General features: G+C 33.7%; 13 protein-coding genes and 1 riboswitch. Of the genes, 2 read left to right on the top strand and 11 right to left on the bottom strand.

The features are described from left to right. Window positions 1–4: 4 nt before the first annotated feature. The gene (locus EG348_RS08605; RefSeq protein ID WP_123982513.1) at window positions 5–328 is read right to left on the bottom strand and encodes a DUF6660 family protein; all 324 of its coding nucleotides are present in this window, start codon (window positions 326–328) and stop codon (window positions 5–7) included. A gap of 70 nt (window positions 329–398) precedes the next feature. Between EG348_RS08605 and EG348_RS08600 the strand changes: the two genes are divergently transcribed. After that, on the top strand, window positions 399–1,757 hold the full coding sequence (locus tag EG348_RS08600) for a glycosyltransferase family 39 protein (protein ID WP_164463268.1): 1,359 nt from the start codon (window positions 399–401) through the stop codon (window positions 1,755–1,757). Between the two features lie 52 nt (window positions 1,758–1,809). Here the strand turns inward: EG348_RS08600 and EG348_RS08595 are convergent, their stop codons facing one another. Both EG348_RS08595 and EG348_RS08590 read right to left on the bottom strand, forming a co-directional pair. Continuing rightward, window positions 1,810–3,303: a RagB/SusD family nutrient uptake outer membrane protein gene (locus EG348_RS08595; protein WP_123982509.1), complete on the bottom strand. Its 1,494-nt coding sequence runs from the start codon at window positions 3,301–3,303 to the stop codon at window positions 1,810–1,812. 18 nt (window positions 3,304–3,321) lie between these two features. Beyond that, window positions 3,322–6,231: a SusC/RagA family TonB-linked outer membrane protein gene (locus tag EG348_RS08590; protein ID WP_123982507.1), complete on the bottom strand. Its 2,910-nt coding sequence runs from the start codon at window positions 6,229–6,231 to the stop codon at window positions 3,322–3,324. 83 nt (window positions 6,232–6,314) lie between these two features. Continuing rightward, window positions 6,315–6,411: riboswitch (SAM riboswitch) on the bottom strand. A 242-nt stretch (window positions 6,412–6,653) separates the two neighbouring features. Between EG348_RS08590 and EG348_RS08585 the strand changes: the two genes are divergently transcribed. Further along, window positions 6,654–7,061 (top strand): type II 3-dehydroquinate dehydratase, encoded by a 408-nt coding sequence (locus EG348_RS08585; protein ID WP_123982505.1) that lies wholly within the window; start codon window positions 6,654–6,656, stop codon window positions 7,059–7,061. Between the two features lie 170 nt (window positions 7,062–7,231). Here EG348_RS08585 and pckA read toward each other — a convergent pair whose 3' ends face one another. The 8 genes from pckA to EG348_RS08545 form a co-directional block, all read right to left on the bottom strand. Then, window positions 7,232–8,851, bottom strand: coding sequence for a phosphoenolpyruvate carboxykinase (ATP) (gene pckA, locus EG348_RS08580; RefSeq protein ID WP_123982503.1), 1,620 nt, complete (start codon window positions 8,849–8,851; stop codon window positions 7,232–7,234). A 127-nt stretch (window positions 8,852–8,978) separates the two neighbouring features. Then, complete coding sequence (locus EG348_RS08575) at window positions 8,979–9,884, bottom strand: GYDIA family GHMP kinase (protein WP_123982501.1); 906 nt, start codon at window positions 9,882–9,884, stop codon at window positions 8,979–8,981. A 14-nt stretch (window positions 9,885–9,898) separates the two neighbouring features. Beyond that, the gene (gene fabD, locus EG348_RS08570) at window positions 9,899–10,774 is read right to left on the bottom strand and encodes an ACP S-malonyltransferase (RefSeq protein WP_123982499.1); all 876 of its coding nucleotides are present in this window, start codon (window positions 10,772–10,774) and stop codon (window positions 9,899–9,901) included. A 70-nt stretch (window positions 10,775–10,844) separates the two neighbouring features. Continuing rightward, the gene (locus EG348_RS08565) at window positions 10,845–12,803 is read right to left on the bottom strand and encodes a LysM peptidoglycan-binding domain-containing protein (protein ID WP_123982497.1); all 1,959 of its coding nucleotides are present in this window, start codon (window positions 12,801–12,803) and stop codon (window positions 10,845–10,847) included. Between the two features lie 38 nt (window positions 12,804–12,841). Continuing rightward, the gene (gene bshC / locus EG348_RS08560; protein ID WP_123982495.1) at window positions 12,842–14,428 is read right to left on the bottom strand and encodes a bacillithiol biosynthesis cysteine-adding enzyme BshC; all 1,587 of its coding nucleotides are present in this window, start codon (window positions 14,426–14,428) and stop codon (window positions 12,842–12,844) included. A gap of 15 nt (window positions 14,429–14,443) precedes the next feature. Then, window positions 14,444–16,381 carry a putative porin gene (locus EG348_RS08555; RefSeq protein ID WP_123982493.1) on the bottom strand — a complete coding sequence of 646 codons (1,938 nt, stop codon included), beginning with the start codon at window positions 16,379–16,381 and terminating at the stop codon, window positions 14,444–14,446. Window positions 16,382–16,518: 137 nt separating this feature from the next. Beyond that, window positions 16,519–17,958 (bottom strand): RagB/SusD family nutrient uptake outer membrane protein, encoded by a 1,440-nt coding sequence (locus EG348_RS08550; protein WP_123982491.1) that lies wholly within the window; start codon window positions 17,956–17,958, stop codon window positions 16,519–16,521. A gap of 12 nt (window positions 17,959–17,970) precedes the next feature. Beyond that, entirely contained in the window at window positions 17,971–20,769 is a 2,799-nt protein-coding gene (locus tag EG348_RS08545; RefSeq protein ID WP_123982489.1) for a SusC/RagA family TonB-linked outer membrane protein, read from the bottom strand. Between the last annotated feature and the right edge of the window lie 100 nt (window positions 20,770–20,869).

The raw sequence follows: 20,869 nt of genomic DNA, 5'->3' as shown, positions 1-20,869 counted from the left end.
TACATTAAATCTTAGGAGGTTGCCAGATATGGTCGTATACCTGATAGGCAAAATTGTTTTTCTGGAATAGAATTTTCTTGGAAAAATAGGCTTGAATCTTTTGAGGAATATTCATTGAAACATCCATTTTAAAAGCTGTAACAGTGATCTGGCAGCAATTGCAAACACATAATGGTGAACAGATATCTCCTTTGTCTTTTGAATGAGATTCGTCGAGACTGAACGATAATTCTGTTTTGTTTGCCCCAGATTGTTTATGTATATCTTCACATGGCATTACTGATAACACCACGAAATACATCGCTAAAATCAATCTGAATAGGTTCATTATGACAAAGGTAGAGTTTTTTTGTAAAATCAAATTGTATTTTTATATTTTTGAGGTTCTTCAATTAAAAATGACTGATATCACCAATAACAAATTAATAACCACCAAACCCCCAATAAATAATAAAGAAGTTATTATTGCCATGATAATCCTATTATCAAGAATACCTTTCATATTTAATAGTTTGGGTCAGGATCTTGATGGCTGGCGGGAAGTTTATTCCGGTAAAATGTTAAGTGAATATCATGTTTACAATGTTTCGCGTTTTCCTGGTTACCCTTTTCCAGAATTTGTATTTTCTTTATTTCATCAACAACCTTATTGGTATTTGAATTCTTTATCCATCATATTTACAATAGGTGCCTGTTTATTTTTCTATAGAATATTAGAATATTTTAAAATTTCTCTTTCTTTTTTAATGGCTATTGTTTTATCTTTTGTTCCTATTGTTTATCTGAACAGTACGGTTGTGATGGACTACAACTGGTCGTTATTTTTTATGCTGGGAAGTCTTTATTTTTTGTTGATTAAAAAGAAATGGGCAGCAATTATTTTCTTTGGTTTAATGATAAGCTGCAGATTAAATAACGCTATTTTTCTGCCTGCATTTACTTTTTTAGCATATTTTCAATTGGGTAAAAATCTGAAAGAGACTATTATATTTTCAGTACTTTTAGTTTTGTCTGCGATTATATTTTTCCTACCCGTCATTTTAAGGTATAGAGGTGATTTTCTTCATAGTTATGGAACAGAAAGCGTTTCTCTATTCAGTTTTTTCAGTTTGAGCATATTATATGTTTATGGCGCGATTGGTACTTTGGGAATTCTGACTTCATTAGCGATACAATTTTTCACAGATAAGTTTAAAAACATTCAGTTTTTATTGAAAGATCATTTTATTGTCTTTTGTTCTTTAATGATTTTCATCAATCTTATTTTCTTTGTTAAATATCCTTTAGAATCGGGATATTTAATTCCATCTATTCCTTTTATTTTAATTATTTTACAAAGGATCATTTCTGACAAACTGATGAAATTCGCCTTGTTTTCATTGATTATTTCACCTTTTCTTATTAGTGTTAATGCTAAAAATTTTAAGATAAAAGGTTCGATTTTGATGAATGAAAATTATGAAGATCAGGAATTAAAATACTGTAAAATAGTCATTCAGAAAATAAAATCGGGTCCTGAAAACTCGATTATTCATGTGGGAAATTTTTACGAACAATTGGTTTCAATGGGAGATTTTGATTTTAAAAAGATTAAACTTGTTAATCATCTTTCACAAGAAAATATCAGTTTAATTAAAAAAGGAGAAAAAAAACTCTATTATATTGAAACATCTAACAGTGACGCAGAAAATGAAAAAACTCATCTGTTTAATGAATATGGGATTTTACTGTATCCCAAATTTGAATTAATGAGATAAAAAAAGAGCAATCACATAAAGTAATGGCTCTTAAAAAAATCTAATCTAATATTTAAAGGTTGGGATTATTCTCAATCTCCTTTTGAGGAATTGAAAACAAATAATATCTGCTATTCGCAACAAACGGCGTTTGATCAGGGAGAGCAAAAATCGTATGACCTCTTCCGTTGACGGTTTTCACGACCCCATCCGGCGTTGTAATTTGTACCTGAATGGCCTGTCCGTTTGAATTTGTATAAGCTTTTCTCGCAACAGTTCCCTGCGTTCTGATGATATCAGATAACGAAAATCCTTCTCCGAATAATTCTTTTCTTCTTTCAATTAAAACTTCTTTAATCACATCATTTTGTGCCAAAGATCCGCTATAAACATTGGCATTTCTTGCCGCTTTTAATTGATTTAAAACTGCTACGGCATTGGTAACATTTCCGTTTCTGGCTTCAGCTTCAGCTTCAATTAAATACATTTCGGCAGCTCTCATGAAAACGATATCTGCAATTAAATTAGCTTTAAATTTAAACTTTGCATATCTCAAAAGTCCTTCTCTTCCAGGATTTCCGTCCCATGAGAACAGAGAATAACGGATATCATTTGTATCAAACAAATCTTTGAAATAAGGATCTGCCATGAAGCTGTAATAATAACTTCCCGAAGACGAAACATCCAAAAAGTGGAAAGCATAACTTTCACCAGATTGCTCCTGCGTTTGTCCGTGCCCCCAAATCCATTCTCCGTTGCTGATGTCGTTGAAGCCGTCTTTATATTTTTCGGCAGTCATTAAAGCATATCCGTTTCTGGCAATTTTTGCAGAAGCTACAGCTTTCGTCCAATCTCCTGTATTTAAATAAACTCTTGCCAACAAACCATTTACAACAGATCTATCAATTTTATCTTTATTATTTCTTGTATAATTTTGAAGTAAATTGTCTGCATCTGTCAAATCACTTTTAATCAACGCATAAATTTCTTCAAGACTTGCTTTTTTCTTTCCAACTGAGCTTGTCGTTGTCGGTTCGGTATAAATCGGAGCCGTTAAAGCATTTTTATCTTTAAAATAACTGAACTGATAAAAACTCGCCAAGTTAAAATAACAAAATGCTCTCAACGCTTTTGCCTGACCTTTCACCTGATTTTTCTTATCCTGAGTTCCTTCTGCAGCATCAATTCTCGCGATCACATTGTTCATATTATTGATCACAGAATACAACGAATTCCAGATATAAAGAGGTCGGCTTCCGGTATTATTCACCAAATCTGTAAAGGCGTAAGCTCCGGGAAAGCCATATTTATTGGTCAAAACCGCAACGTCGCTTCCCATTGCATCACTTGTTCTCAACACTGTTGAATAACCAATGTTTGCATAGGTTGTTCCGTCATCGTTGAATTTTGCCCAAGTTCCGTTGATTACTGTTTCTGCACTTTCTGCAGTTTTGAAAACCTCCGCTTCATCGGCTTGATTGGTCGGAGCAGTTTCCAGATCGCTTTCACAGCTTATGAATGAAAATAAAGTGATTAAAGCAAAAGATAGATATTTTAAATTTTTCATTATCTTAATTTTAAATGTTTAAAGAGTTGCCTGTAAACCAAAAGTTATCGTTCTCATCGCAGGATATCTATAGTAGGTTGTTCCGTCTAATGTCTGTTCCGGATCCATTCCTTTATGTTTGTAGAATGTTAAAAGGTTTTCTGCCTGAACATAAATTCTGAATTTTTTCAACCCTAATTTTCCAAAATAATCTGATGGAAGCGTGTAACCTAAGCTCACATTTTTGATTCTCGCATACGTTCCTGAGTATAAAAATCTTGATGAAGTTGAAGTCCAGTTATTGGTTGTTGTACTTAATTTCGGAACGTCTGTAATTGTATTTTCAGGAGTCCATCTGTTCAGCATTTCAGCACTCCAAGCTCGTCCTGCCGAACTTCCGTTATGCATTAACATCGTGTAATCGGTATCTAAAATCTTTCCTCCGATACTGAAAGTCACCAATGTTGAGAAATCGAAGTTTTTATATGCTAAACTTGTCGTCAAACCTCCCATAACTTTAGGAAGTGATGATCCTTGCAATGTTTTTGTAGCTTTTGCATATTCTGAAGTTGTTCCTTCTACCGTATTTCCGTTGGCATCGGTCGTAATTGTTTTCCAAAGTGGATTTCCGTTACTAGGATCTACCCCAACCCATTCAGGAATGAAGAAATCGTAGATTGAACCTCCGACCTGTAACAGTTTTGTTCCACTTACAATTGAACCTTTCGGAAGTTTTGTGATTTTATTATTTAAAGTGCTTAAATTAAGATCAACATTCCATTCAAAATCTTTTGTTTTGATCGGAGTTGTGAATAATGAAAACTCAAAACCAGTATTTTTCAATTCGCCAATATTTGCCTGATACTCGGTAAAACCTAATGACGGCGCCAAAGGCATTCCAAATAAAAGATCTTTACTTTGGCGTTGGAAATATTCTACGTTACCTTTAATTCTGTTTTTCAAAATCGCGAATTCCAAACCTACATTTAAATTAAGGTTGGTTTCCCACTTTAAATCCGGAGTTGGTAATTTACTAGCTACCGTTCCACCTTCACCCAAATTATTGTAAAAAGTATATAAACTTTGGTAAGCATAATACGTACTTAATTTATCGTTTCCTTGCCCTCCATAACTCGCACGAAGCGTTAATTGATTGAAGAAATTTAAATTTTTAATAAAATCTTCATTCGAAGCTTTCCAAGAACCACCGACTGACCAGAACGTTCCCCATCTGTTTTCAGGAGAAAATCTTGAAGATCCATCAGATCTTACTGATCCGGAAAGGAAGTATTTATTCTGATAATCATATTCTGCTTTTCCTAAGAAGCTTAATAATCCCAACTTATCGCTGTTTCCACTGAAACCACCTAACAACGCTGCTGCATCCGGTTCATAGTAGTAAGGAAGTGAAAACTGGCTTCTGCTTCCAGAAATCGTCTGATATTCATAATGATAAAATTCCTGACCACCCAAAATATTGATGTGGTGCTGTCCGAATTTTTTATCGTAAGTCAAAATATTACTTGTCGTATAAGAAAGCGTTCTCGAGTTGGTTTTCGTTACCGAACCTCCAATTTCCGCACCTTCTCCCAACAATGGATTGGTATAATAATGACCGTTGTAATTCACTAAATCAACAGAAAAGCTTGTTCTGAATTTCAGTTCCGGCAAGAAAGTAAATTCTGCAAAACCTTTTCCTGAAAAGTTATCTTCTCTGTTTTCATTTTTATCTAAAGGCAACGTAGCGGCTGCATTTTCATTCTGCAAAGCGCTTGTTGGTCTGTATTTCCCGAAATCATAAATGTAATTTCCGTTGGAATCCAATTTATAACTTCCGTCAGCATTTCTTTCATAATAAGGATAAAAAGACGGAATCACTCTCGCCGCATTGATCACGTTATCTGTTCTTGAATCTGACGAAGGCGGTGCCTCCTGAAGACTGTTCGTGTAGGCTAAATTCGCTCCGACATTCAACCATTTTTTAACTTCAGAATTGATTTTTAATCTTGCACTGTATTTTTTAAAACCAGATTCTATCGCAATTCCTTTATCATCCAAATATCCTAAAGAGAAAAAATAATTACTCTTTTCATTTCCTCCACTGAAATCTAAGTCAACCTGATTTCTTGAAGCTGTTCTTTGCAAAATATCTTTCCAGTTGTCATTCCATAAAGTTGTTGCACCTGTTAAAAGTTTCCCGTCTGTTCCTACAGGGCTTGGGTAACCTGCTCCATAAGGATTAATTCCCAAAGCATTCACCAAATTATCAGTTGCCATCTGCGCAGCCTGCTGAGAAGAAACTTGACTTGATTTATAACCATTTCTCAATGCTTCCCAATACAATTCGTAATATTGATCGGTGCTTACCTGCTCATAATCTTTTACTGCTCTGCTTGAAAAACCCTGACTGATATTAAAATTCACTCGAGCCTCTCCTTTTTTACCTGATTTTGTTGTGATGATAATAATTCCATTAGCTCCTCTTGAACCGTATAATGAACTAGCCGTTGCATCTTTCAAAACACTGATCGATTCTATATCGTTTGGGCTGATGGAATTGATATTTCCGTCAAAAGGAATTCCGTCAACGACAAACAACGGATTGCTTGAAGCGCTCACTGAACCAATTCCACGAATTCTGATCGAAGCTGTTGAACCTGGCTGTCCTGAGGAACTTACTGCCTGAAGCCCCGGAACTTGTCCTTCCAAAGCTTTTGTAATATTGGTAACTGGCCTGTTATTGATCTTTTCACTCGAAATCGTTGCTACCGAACCTGTATAACTTGTTTTTTTAGCTTTTCCGTAAGCTACCACGACTACTTCATCTATTTCTTTTTCGCGAAGAGTATCTTTTTTTGTGTCCTGCCCATGTACACTTGCAATTCCTAAGAAAAACACAGCAACTGGCGGAATCCAAATTTTAGAATTAATTAATTTTTTGCTAATCATAATCAATTTTATTTATCAAATATTAAAAATTAACCCTTTGCAGAAAAGTTAGCAAAGGGCATCGATAAATACGATTAACCAAATGCTTATTGTTCCTTTAAAGGCTGAATGTAACACCTTGCTTTCTGCAGGTTGTTAAGATTTCATAGGGTCAGTTCCCTCCATCTTTCTTTATAAGCCGATCGAAATATGACTGCAAATCTAAAAACAATTAGTCTACAAAACAAGTAGACTTTAAGTTTTTTAATTATAATTTTATGAAAATTAAGTTAATTTAAACTTAAAAATCACTAAAATAGACAGTTATACAAAATGTTAAATTTTCAAATATGAGAAATATCATTAAAAATAATGTAAAAGTGGATTTTCACTAAAAATGAAAAATTTCAGTCTTAATTGAAAAAAGTTTTTAATTTTATAGAATGAAAATTTTAATTGTCAATGGTCCTAATTTGAATCTTTTAGGTACAAGAGAACCAGAAATATACGGAACAGTTTCTATGGAAGATTATTTGGAAAATGTAAAGTCTGAATTTTCTTCTCATGAAATACAATATTACCAATCAAACATTGAAGGTGAGTTGATTAACAGACTTCAGGAAGATGATTTTGATGCGCTGGTGATCAATCCGGGAGCTTTTACGCATTATTCTTACGCGATTGCTGATTGTTTAAAGAATATTCAGAAGCAAAAAGTGGAAGTTCACATTAGTAATATTTATAAAAGAGAAGAATTTCGCCAGAAGTCTGTGACGGCTGCAAATACTGATGCGGTTTTGTCCGGTTTTGGAATGGATGGATATAGATTGGCGATTTTGAGTTTTAAATAATTTATTAAAATTCAAAATAAGAGATGCTTCGACTCCGCTCAGCATGACATCGCTAATAAAGTATGTTGTAATAAAACGATTAGTATTAGGAATATCATGCTGAGCGGAGTCGAAGCATCTAAATATATATACAAAAAAAATCCTCATCGCATTGATGAGGATTTCTATTTTTAGTTTGTTGTCTGTTGCTGTAATTGAGGTCCGGAAGCGATAAGCTTTTCCCCTTCTTCTGTATTACAATACTGATCAAAGTTTTTGATATATTTTGCAGCAAGATCTTTTGCTTTTTCTTCCCATTCGGAAGCATCGTTATAAGTATTTCTAGGATCTAAAATACCTTCTGAAACGTTTGGTAACTCCGTAGGAACTTCCAAATTCATGATAGGAATTCTAGTTTTTGGCGCATCTTCGATAGAACCATCAATAATTGCATCAATAATTGCTCTTGTATCTTTTAAAGAAATTCTCTTTCCAGTACCGTTCCAACCTGTATTAACCAAATATGCTTTTGCACCGTGTTCTTTCATTTTTCCGATCAATGTTTTTGAATACATTGTTGGGTGTAATGTTAAGAACGCTTCACCAAATGCTGGTGAAAAAGATGGTTCAGGTTCAGTAATTCCTCTTTCAGTTCCGGCTAATTTTGAAGTATAACCGCAAAGGAAGTGATATTGTGCCTGGTTTTCATCCAAAACAGATACCGGAGGCAATACTCCGAACGCATCAGCTGAAAGATAAACAATCTTGCTTGCGTGACCTGCTTTTGAAGGCAAAACAATTTTATTGATATGATAAATCGGATAAGAAACTCTTGTGTTTTCAGTGATTGATCCGTCTGTATAATCAGAAACTCCGTTGTTAACGACAACGTTTTCAAGAAGCGCATCTCTTTTGATCGCTCTGAAAATATCCGGTTCTTTTTCTTCAGAAAGGTCGATCACTTTTGCATAACAACCACCTTCGTAGTTAAATACACCATTGTTATCCCAACCATGTTCATCATCACCGATCAAATATCTTTTTGGATCTGCTGATAAAGTCGTTTTTCCTGTTCCCGAAAGTCCGAAGAAAAGAGCAACATCTCCCTCTTCACCTACGTTTGCAGAACAGTGCATTGATGCCATACCTTTCAATGGAAGGTAATAATTCATCATTGCAAACATTCCTTTTTTCATTTCTCCACCGTACCAAGTTCCTCCGATGATCTGAAGCTTTTCAGTAAGGTTGAACATTACGAAGTTTTCAGAATTTAACCCTTGAGCTTCCCAGTTCGGGTTTGTAGTTTTAGAACCGTTGATTACAGTGAAATCCGGCTCTCCGAAGTTTTCCAACTCGTAGTGAGAAGGACGGATAAACATATTAGTAACGAAATGCGCCTGCCATGCAACTTCAACGATGAATCTTACTTTAAGTCTTGTATCTGCATTCGTTCCACAGAAAGCATCTACAACATAAATTTTCTTAGAAGTTGAAAGTTGGTTCAACACTAATTCCTTACAAGACTGGAAAATTTCCGGAGAAGTTGGCAAATTAACTTTACCATCCCAGAAAATCGTGTCTTTTGTAACATCATCCTGTACAATGTATCTATCTTTAGGAGAACGACCTGTGAAAATTCCTGTTTTTACTGATACCGCACCAGATTCTGTAAGCTCAGCTTTCTCAAAGCCTTGATTTTCAGGAGAGATTTCTGCTTGATACAACTCTTCATAAGAAGGATTATATTGAATTTCATAGTCTCCTTTAATCCCTAATTTTTCTAAATCTTGGATGATTTTAGCGTGTTTCATTTTACTTATATTTTCTATTTCTTTATTGGGTTCAACAAAATTAATATTAATTAATTGTTAAAGGTGGTTTAAATATAATGATATAAGTCAGAATGGCAAATAAAAATGGAATTTTGTAAAATATTGATTATAAATCAATTATACCAGACCATTCAAAAATAGTAGTAAAACCTTTTCCCCAAAAATAGTCCTTAAAGCCATCAAATTTGGCACTCATGACAAAATCTCCACCCCAAGCACCTAAACTTTTAACGAAAACAGGACAATCAGTAAAAAACTTTTGTTTAACTGTGGGAATTTCAAGGAAATTTGAGATTTTTTGCTCATGAACCAACATTAGTTCGGAAAAATTTTCCAATTCGTTACATAGTAAAATATTCTTTGTAAGATTCGAAAATTCATCGACCAGTTTTTGAGACTTCGTTTTTGACTTGTAAAAATTGATTCCCTCGCGGCTATCCTGCTTTTGATTTAAGTGAATAAAAATTAATTCATTTTTAAAAGAAGGATTAAAATTCACCCTTTCATATTTGATCTCAGGTTTGCTTTGAAAAAGCACAGCAGATTTCTCTTTTGCGACCGCAATATCGTAACCGCTTCCTCCCAAACTGATGGAATTTAAATGAAAAGAATCAATTTCAGCCCACTCTCCAAGATTATTCATCAAAGTAGAACTACTTCCAAGACCATAATCGGCAGGAAACTGAAGATTGGTTTTTAAATGATAAGAATTTGTGCTTTTGAATTTGGTTTCAGAAAGACTCTGAACGTTTTTTAAGGTTTTAAGGATAAATTCAGCACTTGAAATGATGTTGGTTTCTATGATCTGCCAATTTTCGTAATCAATGACAGCCTTTAACCATAATTTGTTTTGATGATATGCTTCCCAGAGAATCATAGATTTCCCGTCTTCGTTTTCATCAAAGAAAAACTCTTGTCCTAGCTTGGTTGGTACCGCTAAGACAAGAGCTCCGTCCATTGCGAAATATTCTGAAGTAAGCATTAGCTTTCCCGGTGAAAATATCTCGCCCATGATTTTTTATTAGATTAAATTGCAGAAGCAACATCTACAGAATTGTCAATTTTCTTGATCAATCCTTGAAGTGTTTTTCCAGGTCCAACTTCAATGAAGTTAGTTGCACCGTCTTTAATCATATTTTGAACTGACTGCGTCCATTTTACAGGACCTGTCAGTTGTGCAATCAAATTTTGTTTGATCTCGTCAGGGTTTGTTACCGCTGTCGTTGTGATATTCTGATAAACAGGAATTGTTGCATTTCTGAATTTTGTTTTCTCGATTGCTGCTGCCAATCTTTCTTGTGCAGGCTGCATCAATGGAGAATGGAATGCACCATTCACAGGTAACAATAAAGCTCTTTTTGCTCCTGCTTCTTTTAGTTTTGCACAAGCTTCTTCAACAGCTGCAGTTTCACCCGAAATTACCAATTGTCCGGGACAGTTGTAATTTGCAGGAACAACAATTCCGCTGATTTGTGCGCAGATTTCTTCAACTTTAGCATCTTCCAATCCTAAAATTGCTGCCATAGAACTAGGATTTGCGTTGCAAGCGTCCTGCATTGCTTTTGCTCTTTCAGAAACTAATTTCAGACCATCGTCAAAAGATAAAACTCCGTTGGCAACTAATGCTGAAAATTCTCCTAAAGAATGCCCTGCAACCATTTCGGCTCCAAGACCATTTACTGCTTTCAAAGCAGCTACTGAATGAATAAAAATTGAAGGTTGAGTAACCTCAGTTTTCTTAAGATCTTCATCTGCTCCATTAAACATAATGGAAAGGATATCGAACCCTAAAATTTCGTTGGCAGATTCCATCAGATCTTTTATATCTTTTCTAGAATCGTACAATTCTTTTCCCATTCCTACGAACTGAGAACCCTGCCCAGGAAATACAAGTGCTTTCATGTATTGATTTAAAATATTATGCAAATATAAATATAATGTTAACTTTTTTCTTTAAACTGATTCAAATCATTTATGGAACCAATCTAATCACACGATAACCTGTATTTACATAAGCTCCGTTTGCTTTAGATTTTACAAACTCAAATTTGGTAGCCAACTGAGTCTGAACTTTATTCATTTGCTTGAAAATCTCACCTTTTTTGTTTTCTCTGGTTAACATGTCGTTTACAACATCAAAACCTACGATCGCATATTTAGGAGGAGTTTTACAATATTTACTTTTATATGCTGCAAGGATTTCTTTTTCAAACCCACCATCAGCATTGATTTTTCTATCCATTAAATACACCAAATTAGCCTGGCTAAGATCATCCACTTTCTTTTCAAAAATTGGAGAATAGTACATACTGAAAGCTTTAACGCCTTGAACTTCTTTAGACAAAGCAATTACTTTATTTGCAAAAGCATCACCCAAAGCATCATTATCATTAGCTAAAATGGCAATAACCGGAGCAGATTGCCCAGTCATCATATTTTGATCAAGCTGAATATCTGCTGGAGAATTTACAATGATCACATTAGGATTTTTAACAGCTTTTTCCAAACCTGCTTTAATGTAATTCGCATTGTCTTTTTTAGCATCTGCAACTACATAAATTTTTTGGTCAGAATATACACCTTTTACTTCCTCAACAATTTTATCTGCGTACGTCTGATCATTGGTTTCAACAATAATTAAATTGCTGTAATTATAAAGTTCCGGAGAGTTGGCAAATGGTGCAACAACCGGGATCTTTTGATTTTTAGTAAAATCTAAAACATCTACAACGTTAGATTTAAAGAATGGACCGATAATTAAATCCGTATTATTAGGATTGATTTGAGTCATTGAATTTTTAAACGATGCTTCATTTCCTGAATCAACGATTTTTATATCCAATTTCTGACCGTTTCTCGCATTTCTTTCAATAGCCAATTTTGCTCCTGTTAAGAAATCCAAAGCCATTGTTCTGTATTGAGTTTCGTTCGTGCTGTATCCGAAAGGAAGCATCAAAACTACGCTCAAAGCATCACCGTTTTTCTTGATGTAAGCAGGATCCAGTTTTTTGATCTTTAAAACCATTCCTGTTTTTAATCCGTGAGATAAATCTGGATTTAGAGCAATAAGTTCGTCAATCGATACTCCGAATTTATTTACAATAGAGAAAACAGTATCTCCCTGCACAACTGTATATGTTGCGTATTCATCCTCAGAAGCAGTGCTTGTATTTGATGAATTTGAAGAAGATTTTTCGCTTCCTGAATCAATTGTAGCTTTTGTATTCGCTACCGGTTCAGCAACTGATGTATTTGATTTTTTAATTTTAATAGACTCACCAGGTTTCAAACCTTTCTCTTCCAATCCTGGATTTAAAGCAAAAAGTTCCTCTTTAGTGACATTAAACTGTTTTGAAATTCTGTAATAATTATCTTTTGCCTGAACAACATATAAAATATTATTCTCAGCAGGAACATCAGAAGTATCCACAGCTGTAATTTTCTCAACAGGTTTTACATCTGCATGAGTTGTAATGGCAGCTTGCGCCTGCTCACCACCATATTTTTTGATGCTGTCAAGAGGTAATGTGATCTCATCCCCGATCTTCATGTGAGAATCCAATTCAGGATTTAATTTTCTCAAATCAGTTTCAGAGATGCGGTATTGTTTTGTGATTCCGTAAACCGTTTGTTTAGGCTGCAAAATAATTCTGCCAGTCTGAGAGTTAGGTTTAGCTTTTTCTACAACAGCCACAGTTGTTTTAGAAACTGAAGTTGCAGCAGTTTTATCAGATTTAACCGTAAGAATGTCTCCGATCGCTAATTTGCCGTCTTTAAACTTTGGATTTAGTTTTAGCAATTCATCTACAGTTATTCCGTATTTTTTCGCAATATTATAAGGATTGTCGCCTTTTACAACGGTGTGAGATTTCTGAGCAGACATGCCCAAAAACATACATAAACTGGATAGAATAAAAAACCTCTTTATCATAGTCGATAATTATAATTTACAAAAATACTTCTTTAAAATTAAATGGCAACAATTATTAATTTTGAATCTTGAACCACCATTTCTTCCAAACAAGTTTCAAGCCACGAATATCCATAATCTGCGAAAAATACACTAAAATTATAAACCCTTTCCTGCCAAGTCTTAGAAGGATGTACATCTAAAAATAGATTTTCCAATCTTTCCAACAATTCGCTTTGCTTTATTTTTTCAGCATGAAGAAGGCGTTTTTTCATTCTCGCAAAAGATTTCAACTGTCTTGTTTCCTCTGCTTTAACCATGTTTCCAAAAGACTTTTCAGTGGTTTCGGCGATTGATTTTAATTCACAAAAGTTATTTGCTAAAATATTTTCCTTTTTTTCTAACAACTCTAAAATCTGATTATTATCTAAAATCTTATTATTTGTAATTGTAGTAAAGTTCTGGAAAAAATCTTCAATTTTCAAATCTAATTTTTCAACTTTCCCCACCGTTTTTTCCTTTAAAAATAACATTGAATTTCTTGGAATCAAAACAGGAAACGGAATATTGATTTTTGTGAAATAATCTTTCAATTCCAGCCAATACATGATTTCGGCATTTCCTCCGATGTAGGCCAGATTGGGCAAAACTTTTTCCTGATAAACCGGACGCATCAAAGCATTCGGACTGAATTTTTCAGGATGATTTTCCAATTCTTTCAAGATTTCCTCCTGAGTAAATTGAATATTTTTATCAACAACAATATATTTTTGACCGTCAAAATCAATTCTGTCTCTCGTTTCTGAAAAATAAAACAAATTGATTTCGCGAGGATTCACTTGAACTTTACCATATTTTTCAGTTAGAAAATCAACTTTATCTTTTGATGTTTCATGCAGACTGAAATTAAGCAATTCATCCTTAAAAATATCTTTTATCTGAGTTTTAAGCTCTTTAGAATCTCCATCAATAATCAACAAACCAAGATCTGAAAAAAGTCTGTTAACTAAAGTCTGAATAGCTTGAGTCAAGGTATTCCCAACTTTATAAGCTTCTTTCAGCATTAAAATTAATTCAGTTCCAAAAACAGAGTCTTTAAATTCTTTTTCAAATTCCGAAATGAAAAATGTATCGTTGATTGTGATTCTTCCAACCGGACCGCCTGACTTTTCATTAATTTCATAATAATTATTGTCCGTTTTAAAATGGTTGATCTCTGCAAAATCATGATCTTCAGAAGCCATCCAATACACAGGAACGAAATTAAAATCAGGGAAGTTTTCTTTTAAATAAGAACAGGTTTTAATCGTCTGTAAAATTTTATACACAAAGAAAACAGGTCCAGAGAATAAATTCAACTGATGGCCTGTAGTAATCGTAAATGTATTAGCCTGTTTTAAATTATCTAAATTTTCCTTTTGCTTTGATGAAAGTTTAAGATCTTTTAGCTGGTCTGTAAGTGCATTAAATAAAACCGCTCTCTGATCTTGCGAAAAAGAATCCTGTTTTAGATGAATCTGATTTTTAAAATTATCTAAAGAAAATGTACTTTCTTCGAAACCTTCAATTTTATGATTCAAAAAATCTTTGATCAATTGAGGAATGCTTTCTATATCGTTAAATGATATTTTATTAATTGTTTTCAACTTTGATGTATAATATTAGTTGAACAAATACCAAACAATTCCAATATTCAGTCTAAAATCATAGACCGGATAATGTGGAAATGCGTAGGCTTTATTATGTGAAATAAGCGTCCCGATCTGCTGACCTTCAATAAAGAAAAACATTTTTTTAACCTTCATGTTAAAATAAACATCAGCGATCGGCTGTCCGCCAATTGAAAATGAACTTGAGTTGGGTAAAAGATATTCGTTAAGTATCGGGAAATAATCTCTTGACGCAAATTTTGAGAAGTAATATACTTTTATCCCGGCCTGAATTTCCGCAGCATCTTTGAAAGCTTTAGACTGATAAAAGAAATTCGCTCTACCGATAAAACTTGGCATCGGCAACAATTCTTTATTTGTTAATGCATTTTGGAACTGTAATCTTGTGTTGAGATAAAAACGACCGTAGTTGAATGTTGCATCACCTCCTATTTGAGAAATATTTAGTGAACTATCACTCTGTTTTGGCGCTGCAAACTGATCGAAATACGTATAATTATCAATTCTGAAATAGTTTACAAATAGTTCTGTTTTGAACCATTTTAAATTTACATTTCCTCCAATTTCAGTTATTGACTGATTTTTTGCATTTTGAAGATAATAATTAAAATTATTATAATTCGAAGTATTTAAAAGATAATTGAATGAAGGATAAACGCTTTGGAAGTTAACCTTAGCATTTACGAAATAGTCTTTTATCGGTTCAAACTTAAGATTATTTGTTGTCTTTAAATAAGTTCCGAATTGACTTCCATTTGAAAATTCCAGGAATGAATTCAACTGTATTTTATTTAAAAGTTTCACCTGAAGATTTCCGACCGCTCCAATTCTATTTTCCTTGATTTCATTTGGTATTTCTAAAATCGGTAACGTGATGGGAGTTGCTCCAAATTTCAACATTTGGTAACGAACGCCGGCATCAAGCTTGAATTTTTCATTATCCCAAACCAAACTAACCGTATTGCTTAAATTATCCGAATATTTTTTTGTTGAAAGAGGAAAACCTGTAACAATTTCCTGTGGCGCATCGTACCAATAAGGCTCTAAAGCTCCCTGAGCATAGTAATACTTGTTTCCTTGATGAAAGATTGTATGTCTAATCCTAAAAGGGTATTTCTCTGAGTTGAAAGGCGAAAACTGATGGCTTAAATAGTATCTTCTATATGAATATTGCGAACTTGAAGACGCTAAGTTAACCTGAGCATTTTGTCTGTTTCTATAATCACTGTCTCCACTTTGGAAAAGATCATCTTCTATGATCCCTCCATTTTCCTGATTGTTTACATTTTGGTGTAAATAGTGTGCAAATAGTTCATAATTTCCGCTTTTAGAAACGTAGTGCCCGGAAAACAAAGTGTTGTTATTTGCAGCCAAGAAGTTTCGGTACATTCCCTGCGAGCGTAATCCCATATACTCTAAAGCAAAATTGAATCTTTTACCTATGTTTTGAGTATAAGTTGATTTCAGAGCGGCTCCATTCTTCATTGCATTATGATAGACAAATGTAGCGGTAGGCGTTTTTACATCGTAATACTTAACATCATTGATCCCTATAATTCCGTATGATTTATTCTCTGGTAATAAAGATAGGTTCTGTTCAGCATTCACTTCATAAGACAACGGATTAAAACCAGCCCCAATGTTAGCGACTTGCACTCTTCCAAAATTATCCTTGTTATTATATTGTGAAAAAATATACGTCTTATCAAAGGTCATAACTGTATCAAACACCTTTTTTTCAGAAAACTGTGTCTGATATTGATAATCATTGATAGTTGGCTTAAATATTTTCAAGGAATCCTTTTTTCCAGAGTCCACAACCAAAGTATCCGCCGGATTTTCTTTAAGTTTATTAGAATCTGTTTTATTAACCACCTGAGCTTTAGAAATAAAACCAAAAAATATTATTATAAAAAGTATGTACTTCATATGTTCGTTTATATTGTTCAAAAAGTCACATGTAACATGAAGTTGCCATATCAAATTTTGTACAGCAAAAATAAGAAATAAAAGGAAATAAAAAACCCTGCTTAGAGCAGGGTTTAAATTATATGATTATTGTTTGATTAATAACCAGGATTTTGTTGAATTTGAGGATTAATATCAATCGCTCCTTGTGGAATTGGTAACTGCCACTTATGGCTAGAAACCGGAAGTGTAAGTACAGTTGCAGGATTTCCAGTACCATTTGATTCAGGTCCAAAACTAGATCTTTGAATTGGAAGACCTAATCTTTTTAGAGTAAAGAATCTGTCTGTTTCAAATGCTAATTCCAATCTTCTTTCCAGCATAATAGCATTCCAAAGATTTGTTCCTGTTTCAGTACCAGAAACGAATCCAGTGTATCTTTGAGCTCTTAAAGTATTTAAAAGACCAAGCGCTCCAACCTCATTTCCTTTTTTAAACATTGCTTCAGCAACATTCAAAAGAACTTCAGCAGTTCTTAAATACTTGATATCTACAGCTTCAATAGGCTTACCAGTGGCTTGCTTGTATTTAATTACATTATTATAGGTCTTTCCTGTAAAAGGAGATGTTACAATATAAGAGCTTTTTCTGATATCCGTAGCTATAAATTTAGTGTATAAATCATAATCTACAACATATTCTGACTTAATTTGTCCTCCTACAGTTTGATTATAACTAGATCCTGTTTTAACATTTTCGATACCTGAATTTAGTACTTTAAACAAAACACCATCACTAGAAGAATCAGCCCAGATGTTTTTAAAATTAGCTATAGTTCCAACGCTTGGGCTTGAAGCCAATGACTTCTGTCCCCATAAGATAACATTATCATAGTCTCCTTTATATAAATAAACTCTAGATAACATCCCTTGTACTGCAGCTTTAGTAAGTTTACCTACGTTAGCTGTTTGAGTAATATTCTGCTCTGCAAATAATAAATCTGCAATTATTTTATCATAAACTTGAGAAACATTCAAATCCCTTGAAGTAACAAGAAATGGATCAAATTTTTCTACATATGCAATACCTAACGATCCTGGAGCATCAGCAGACTGTGTTGGTATTTTACAGTATCTTCTTACAATATCAAAATGAGCGATCGCACGAATTCCTCTTGCTTCTGCTTCAATATTAGTTCTAAAAGCTCCTGGCGATAAATTAGTGATTTTATCAAGCACAGCATTAGCTCTAGCTGCAACAGCATAACCGGCACCATAAACAGAAGTTACATCTCCAACGTTTGCTGCAATATCAAAAATAAAAGCAGAGTTGTTTGATCTTCTTCCTTGAGGGTTTTGAATTAAATTATCAGAAAGGATATCCGGAATTATTGTTTGTGCATTATCTCCAGAATAATAACCTGCAGCTTTGAATGCATCATAAGCATAATCAACCCCTTTTCTAAAATCACTTTCAGTTGTATAATAATTGTCTACAACTAATCTATCATTTGGCAATACTGATAAATCATCTGTACATGATGATGCAGTAAAAGCTAGTGCAGCAAATAAAACTATTTTTACTATATGTCTTTTCATAATAAAATAAAATTAAAAATTAACTTGCAATCCTATAAGGAATGTTCTAGTAGTTGGGTAATTATATAAGTTAATAGCACCTGGAACAAATGCTCCATTATTAACTTGAGTTTCAGAAGCAACAGCAACTTCGGGATCTCCTGTGAAGTTAGTCCAAAGAGCTAAATTCTGTCCTGAACCATATACTCTAATACTATTTACAGGAATATACGTACCTAAAAATTTCTTATCAAATGTATATCCAAGTTCTAATGATCTAAATCTGATAAAATCTGTTTTTTGAAGGAAAGCATCAGTAGTTTCTATACCATTAACCGTTGGAGCAGGTCCTACATTAGTATCTCCTGAATTTCTCCAATAATTAAATGCATCAGTACTCAAGTTCTGACTATAAGCTGAAAAATCAACTAAGTTTTGAGCCATGATATTATAGCTATACCCACCAGTTTGGAAAGAGAAATCAGCATTTAAATCAAAGCCTTTATATCTAAATGTTGTTCCAAATCCACCATAAGCACTTGGTAATGTAGATTTTCCATGTAAGAATTGAGCATCACTAGAGCTATATACATTCGTAACAGATCCATCTAGTTTATAGTACAATGCTTCTCCTGTTTGTGCATCTACACCAGCACTTTTAACCATTTTGAAAATAGTTGGCTCCATTCCAACACTCATAAATGTATAACCATCTAGGTTTAACTGAGTATTAGTACCATACAAACTTTTTACTTGATATTTCAACATTGAAATATTCCCTCTAACTGTCCAATCGAAATCCTGGCTTTTGATAACATCAATACTTAACTCAGATTCTAGACCTTTAATTTCAATATTTCCCGCATTAGTTATACTTGAGAAAAGATAACCTCCACCTTCATATTGTGTACTAGGAATAGCATAAAGGAAATCCTTTCTATTATCCTTAAATACTTCTGCACTTAGTTTGATTCTGTTCTTAAACATAGCAATATCAACTCCTAAGTTTTGAGATTCTTTAGATTCCCATTTTAGATCCTTATTTCCTACACTATTTGCAGGACCAGATGTAGGATCAGTACCATAATCACCAGATACGACAGAGATAAGATTTTGGTAATCTGCAAGTGCAGCTACATTTCCTGTTGTACCAATACTATATCTAAATTTAATGTCATTGAAGAAAGGAACATCAAAGAATGATTCTTTTGCTAAATTCCAAGCAGCTGATGCTGACCAAAAGTTACCATATTTGTTATCTTGTCCCAATCTAGAGTTTCCGTCTCTTCTAATTGATCCAGATAAGATATATTTACCTGCGTAGCTATAATCAACAACTCCTAATAAACTTACATATCTAGTTGAAGTAGTAGCACCAGTAATTGCAAATGGAGTTGCAGCAGAACCAATATCAGTAATATCTGAACCTAACATAACTCTCTTAGTAGCATTTAAACTTCCAAAATTTTCTTGGCTATATTCGAATGCAGCAACTGCACCTACTTTATGCTTACCAAATGTTTTATTGAAATCGAATCTGTTATTGAATACATACGTCCAGAAATCTGATCTAAGATCTCTAATACTACCGTCAGGTGTGCCATAAACAGCGCCAATGTCAGACCCTTTTTTTACAACGTATTTATTTTTTCTAAGATCATAAATGTTACCAAAAGTCGATTTAAATGTCAATCCTTTAAAAAACTCATAAGTTCCAAATACCTGTGCATTAATTCTAGTTCTCCAATCCGTGGTTACTTCATTTCTTCTAAGATCAATTGGATTAATTGAATTAGTTGTTGGATTAAAACTTCCATCAGCGTCATATACAGTTTCATAAGGATTTAGACTATATACTGAATAGAATGGACTCAATGCATTATAAGAGAATCTTTGATCTTGTGTTTTAACATTTACGATGCCAAAATCAAAACCCATTTTGATTTTATCCGTAAGCTGTTGGTCAAAGTTGAATCTACCATTATATCTTTTAAATCCTTCAAGCTCTTGTAAGATTCCAGAGTCTGAATCATAACCTAAAGATATATAATAAGAATTTTTATCACTTCCTCCTCTTACTGATAAATTATGATATTGTATGCTTGAATTTCTTAATATATCCTTAGACCAATCATGGTTTTTTGACAATAAATCAGCAGTTTCTTGTGCACTATACACAGGATTTGGATTTATTCCCAAATTAGACATCTCATTTTCAAATTGTATTTTCTGAGATGTATCCATCATCGTAAAATTCACATCTTTAGGCTTATATGCAAACCCAAATCTAGTTTCATACGCTATAGAAGGCTTCCCAGACTTTCCTCTTTTAGTAGTGATAACAATAACTCCATTTGCAGCTCTTGCTCCATACACAGCAGTTGAAGCAGCATCTTTCAACTCAGTAACACTTTCTATATCAGATGGTGGAATTGAGTTAAACTGACGCTGAGTCATATAGACTCCATCAACTACAAAAAGTGGATCTGAAGCTCCTAAAGTAGAAGAAACATTGATAGCTCCTCTAATTCTAATAGATCCTGGCTCTCCTGGCTTACCAGAGTTAGTGGAAACTTGTAAACCTGACATTTTCCCCTGCAACATATTAGAAATCCCGGTACTTGAAGCAGACATTCTAGCAAGTTCGTCACCGCCAACGACAGAAACAGCCTGAGTCACCTCATCTTTTTTCTTCTTTTGTACACCAACTAGAACAACTTCTTCAATTTCTTTTACTTTTGTTGTAGTATCTCTCTTTGTTGTTTGTGCAAAGACAGTTTGTCCTAAGAAAAACAAAGCTCCCGCACTTAATACACGTAGTTTAACATTCATATTAACAAATTTTAATATATTTTAATGGGCAAATATGTTAATAAATATTAACACTTGCAAGTTTTTTAACTACATCTGTAGTATATTTTTTTATAAAATT

This window comes from Chryseobacterium sp. G0201 (assembly GCF_003815655.1).
Classification (GTDB): domain Bacteria; phylum Bacteroidota; class Bacteroidia; order Flavobacteriales; family Weeksellaceae; genus Chryseobacterium.
Note: the sequence above shows the minus strand (reverse complement) of the source record. Positions and strands in the feature narration are given on the sequence as shown.

Excerpts from the sequence above, each read along its gene's own strand:
- EG348_RS08605 (WP_123982513.1), bottom strand. The coding sequence starts at position 328 with ATGAACCTATTCAGATTGATTTTAGCGATGTATTTCGTGGTGTTATCA.
- EG348_RS08600 (WP_164463268.1), top strand. The coding sequence starts at position 399 with ATGACTGATATCACCAATAACAAATTAATAACCACCAAACCCCCAATA.
- EG348_RS08595 (WP_123982509.1), bottom strand. The coding sequence starts at position 3,303 with ATGAAAAATTTAAAATATCTATCTTTTGCTTTAATCACTTTATTTTCA.
- EG348_RS08590 (WP_123982507.1), bottom strand. The coding sequence starts at position 6,231 with ATGATTAGCAAAAAATTAATTAATTCTAAAATTTGGATTCCGCCAGTT.
- EG348_RS08585 (WP_123982505.1), top strand. The coding sequence starts at position 6,654 with ATGAAAATTTTAATTGTCAATGGTCCTAATTTGAATCTTTTAGGTACA.
- pckA (WP_123982503.1), bottom strand. The coding sequence starts at position 8,851 with ATGAAACACGCTAAAATCATCCAAGATTTAGAAAAATTAGGGATTAAA.
- EG348_RS08575 (WP_123982501.1), bottom strand. The coding sequence starts at position 9,884 with ATGGGCGAGATATTTTCACCGGGAAAGCTAATGCTTACTTCAGAATAT.
- fabD (WP_123982499.1), bottom strand. The coding sequence starts at position 10,774 with ATGAAAGCACTTGTATTTCCTGGGCAGGGTTCTCAGTTCGTAGGAATG.
- EG348_RS08565 (WP_123982497.1), bottom strand. The coding sequence starts at position 12,803 with ATGATAAAGAGGTTTTTTATTCTATCCAGTTTATGTATGTTTTTGGGC.
- EG348_RS08555 (WP_123982493.1), bottom strand. The coding sequence starts at position 16,381 with ATGAAGTACATACTTTTTATAATAATATTTTTTGGTTTTATTTCTAAA.
- EG348_RS08550 (WP_123982491.1), bottom strand. The coding sequence starts at position 17,958 with ATGAAAAGACATATAGTAAAAATAGTTTTATTTGCTGCACTAGCTTTT.
- EG348_RS08545 (WP_123982489.1), bottom strand. The coding sequence starts at position 20,769 with ATGAATGTTAAACTACGTGTATTAAGTGCGGGAGCTTTGTTTTTCTTA.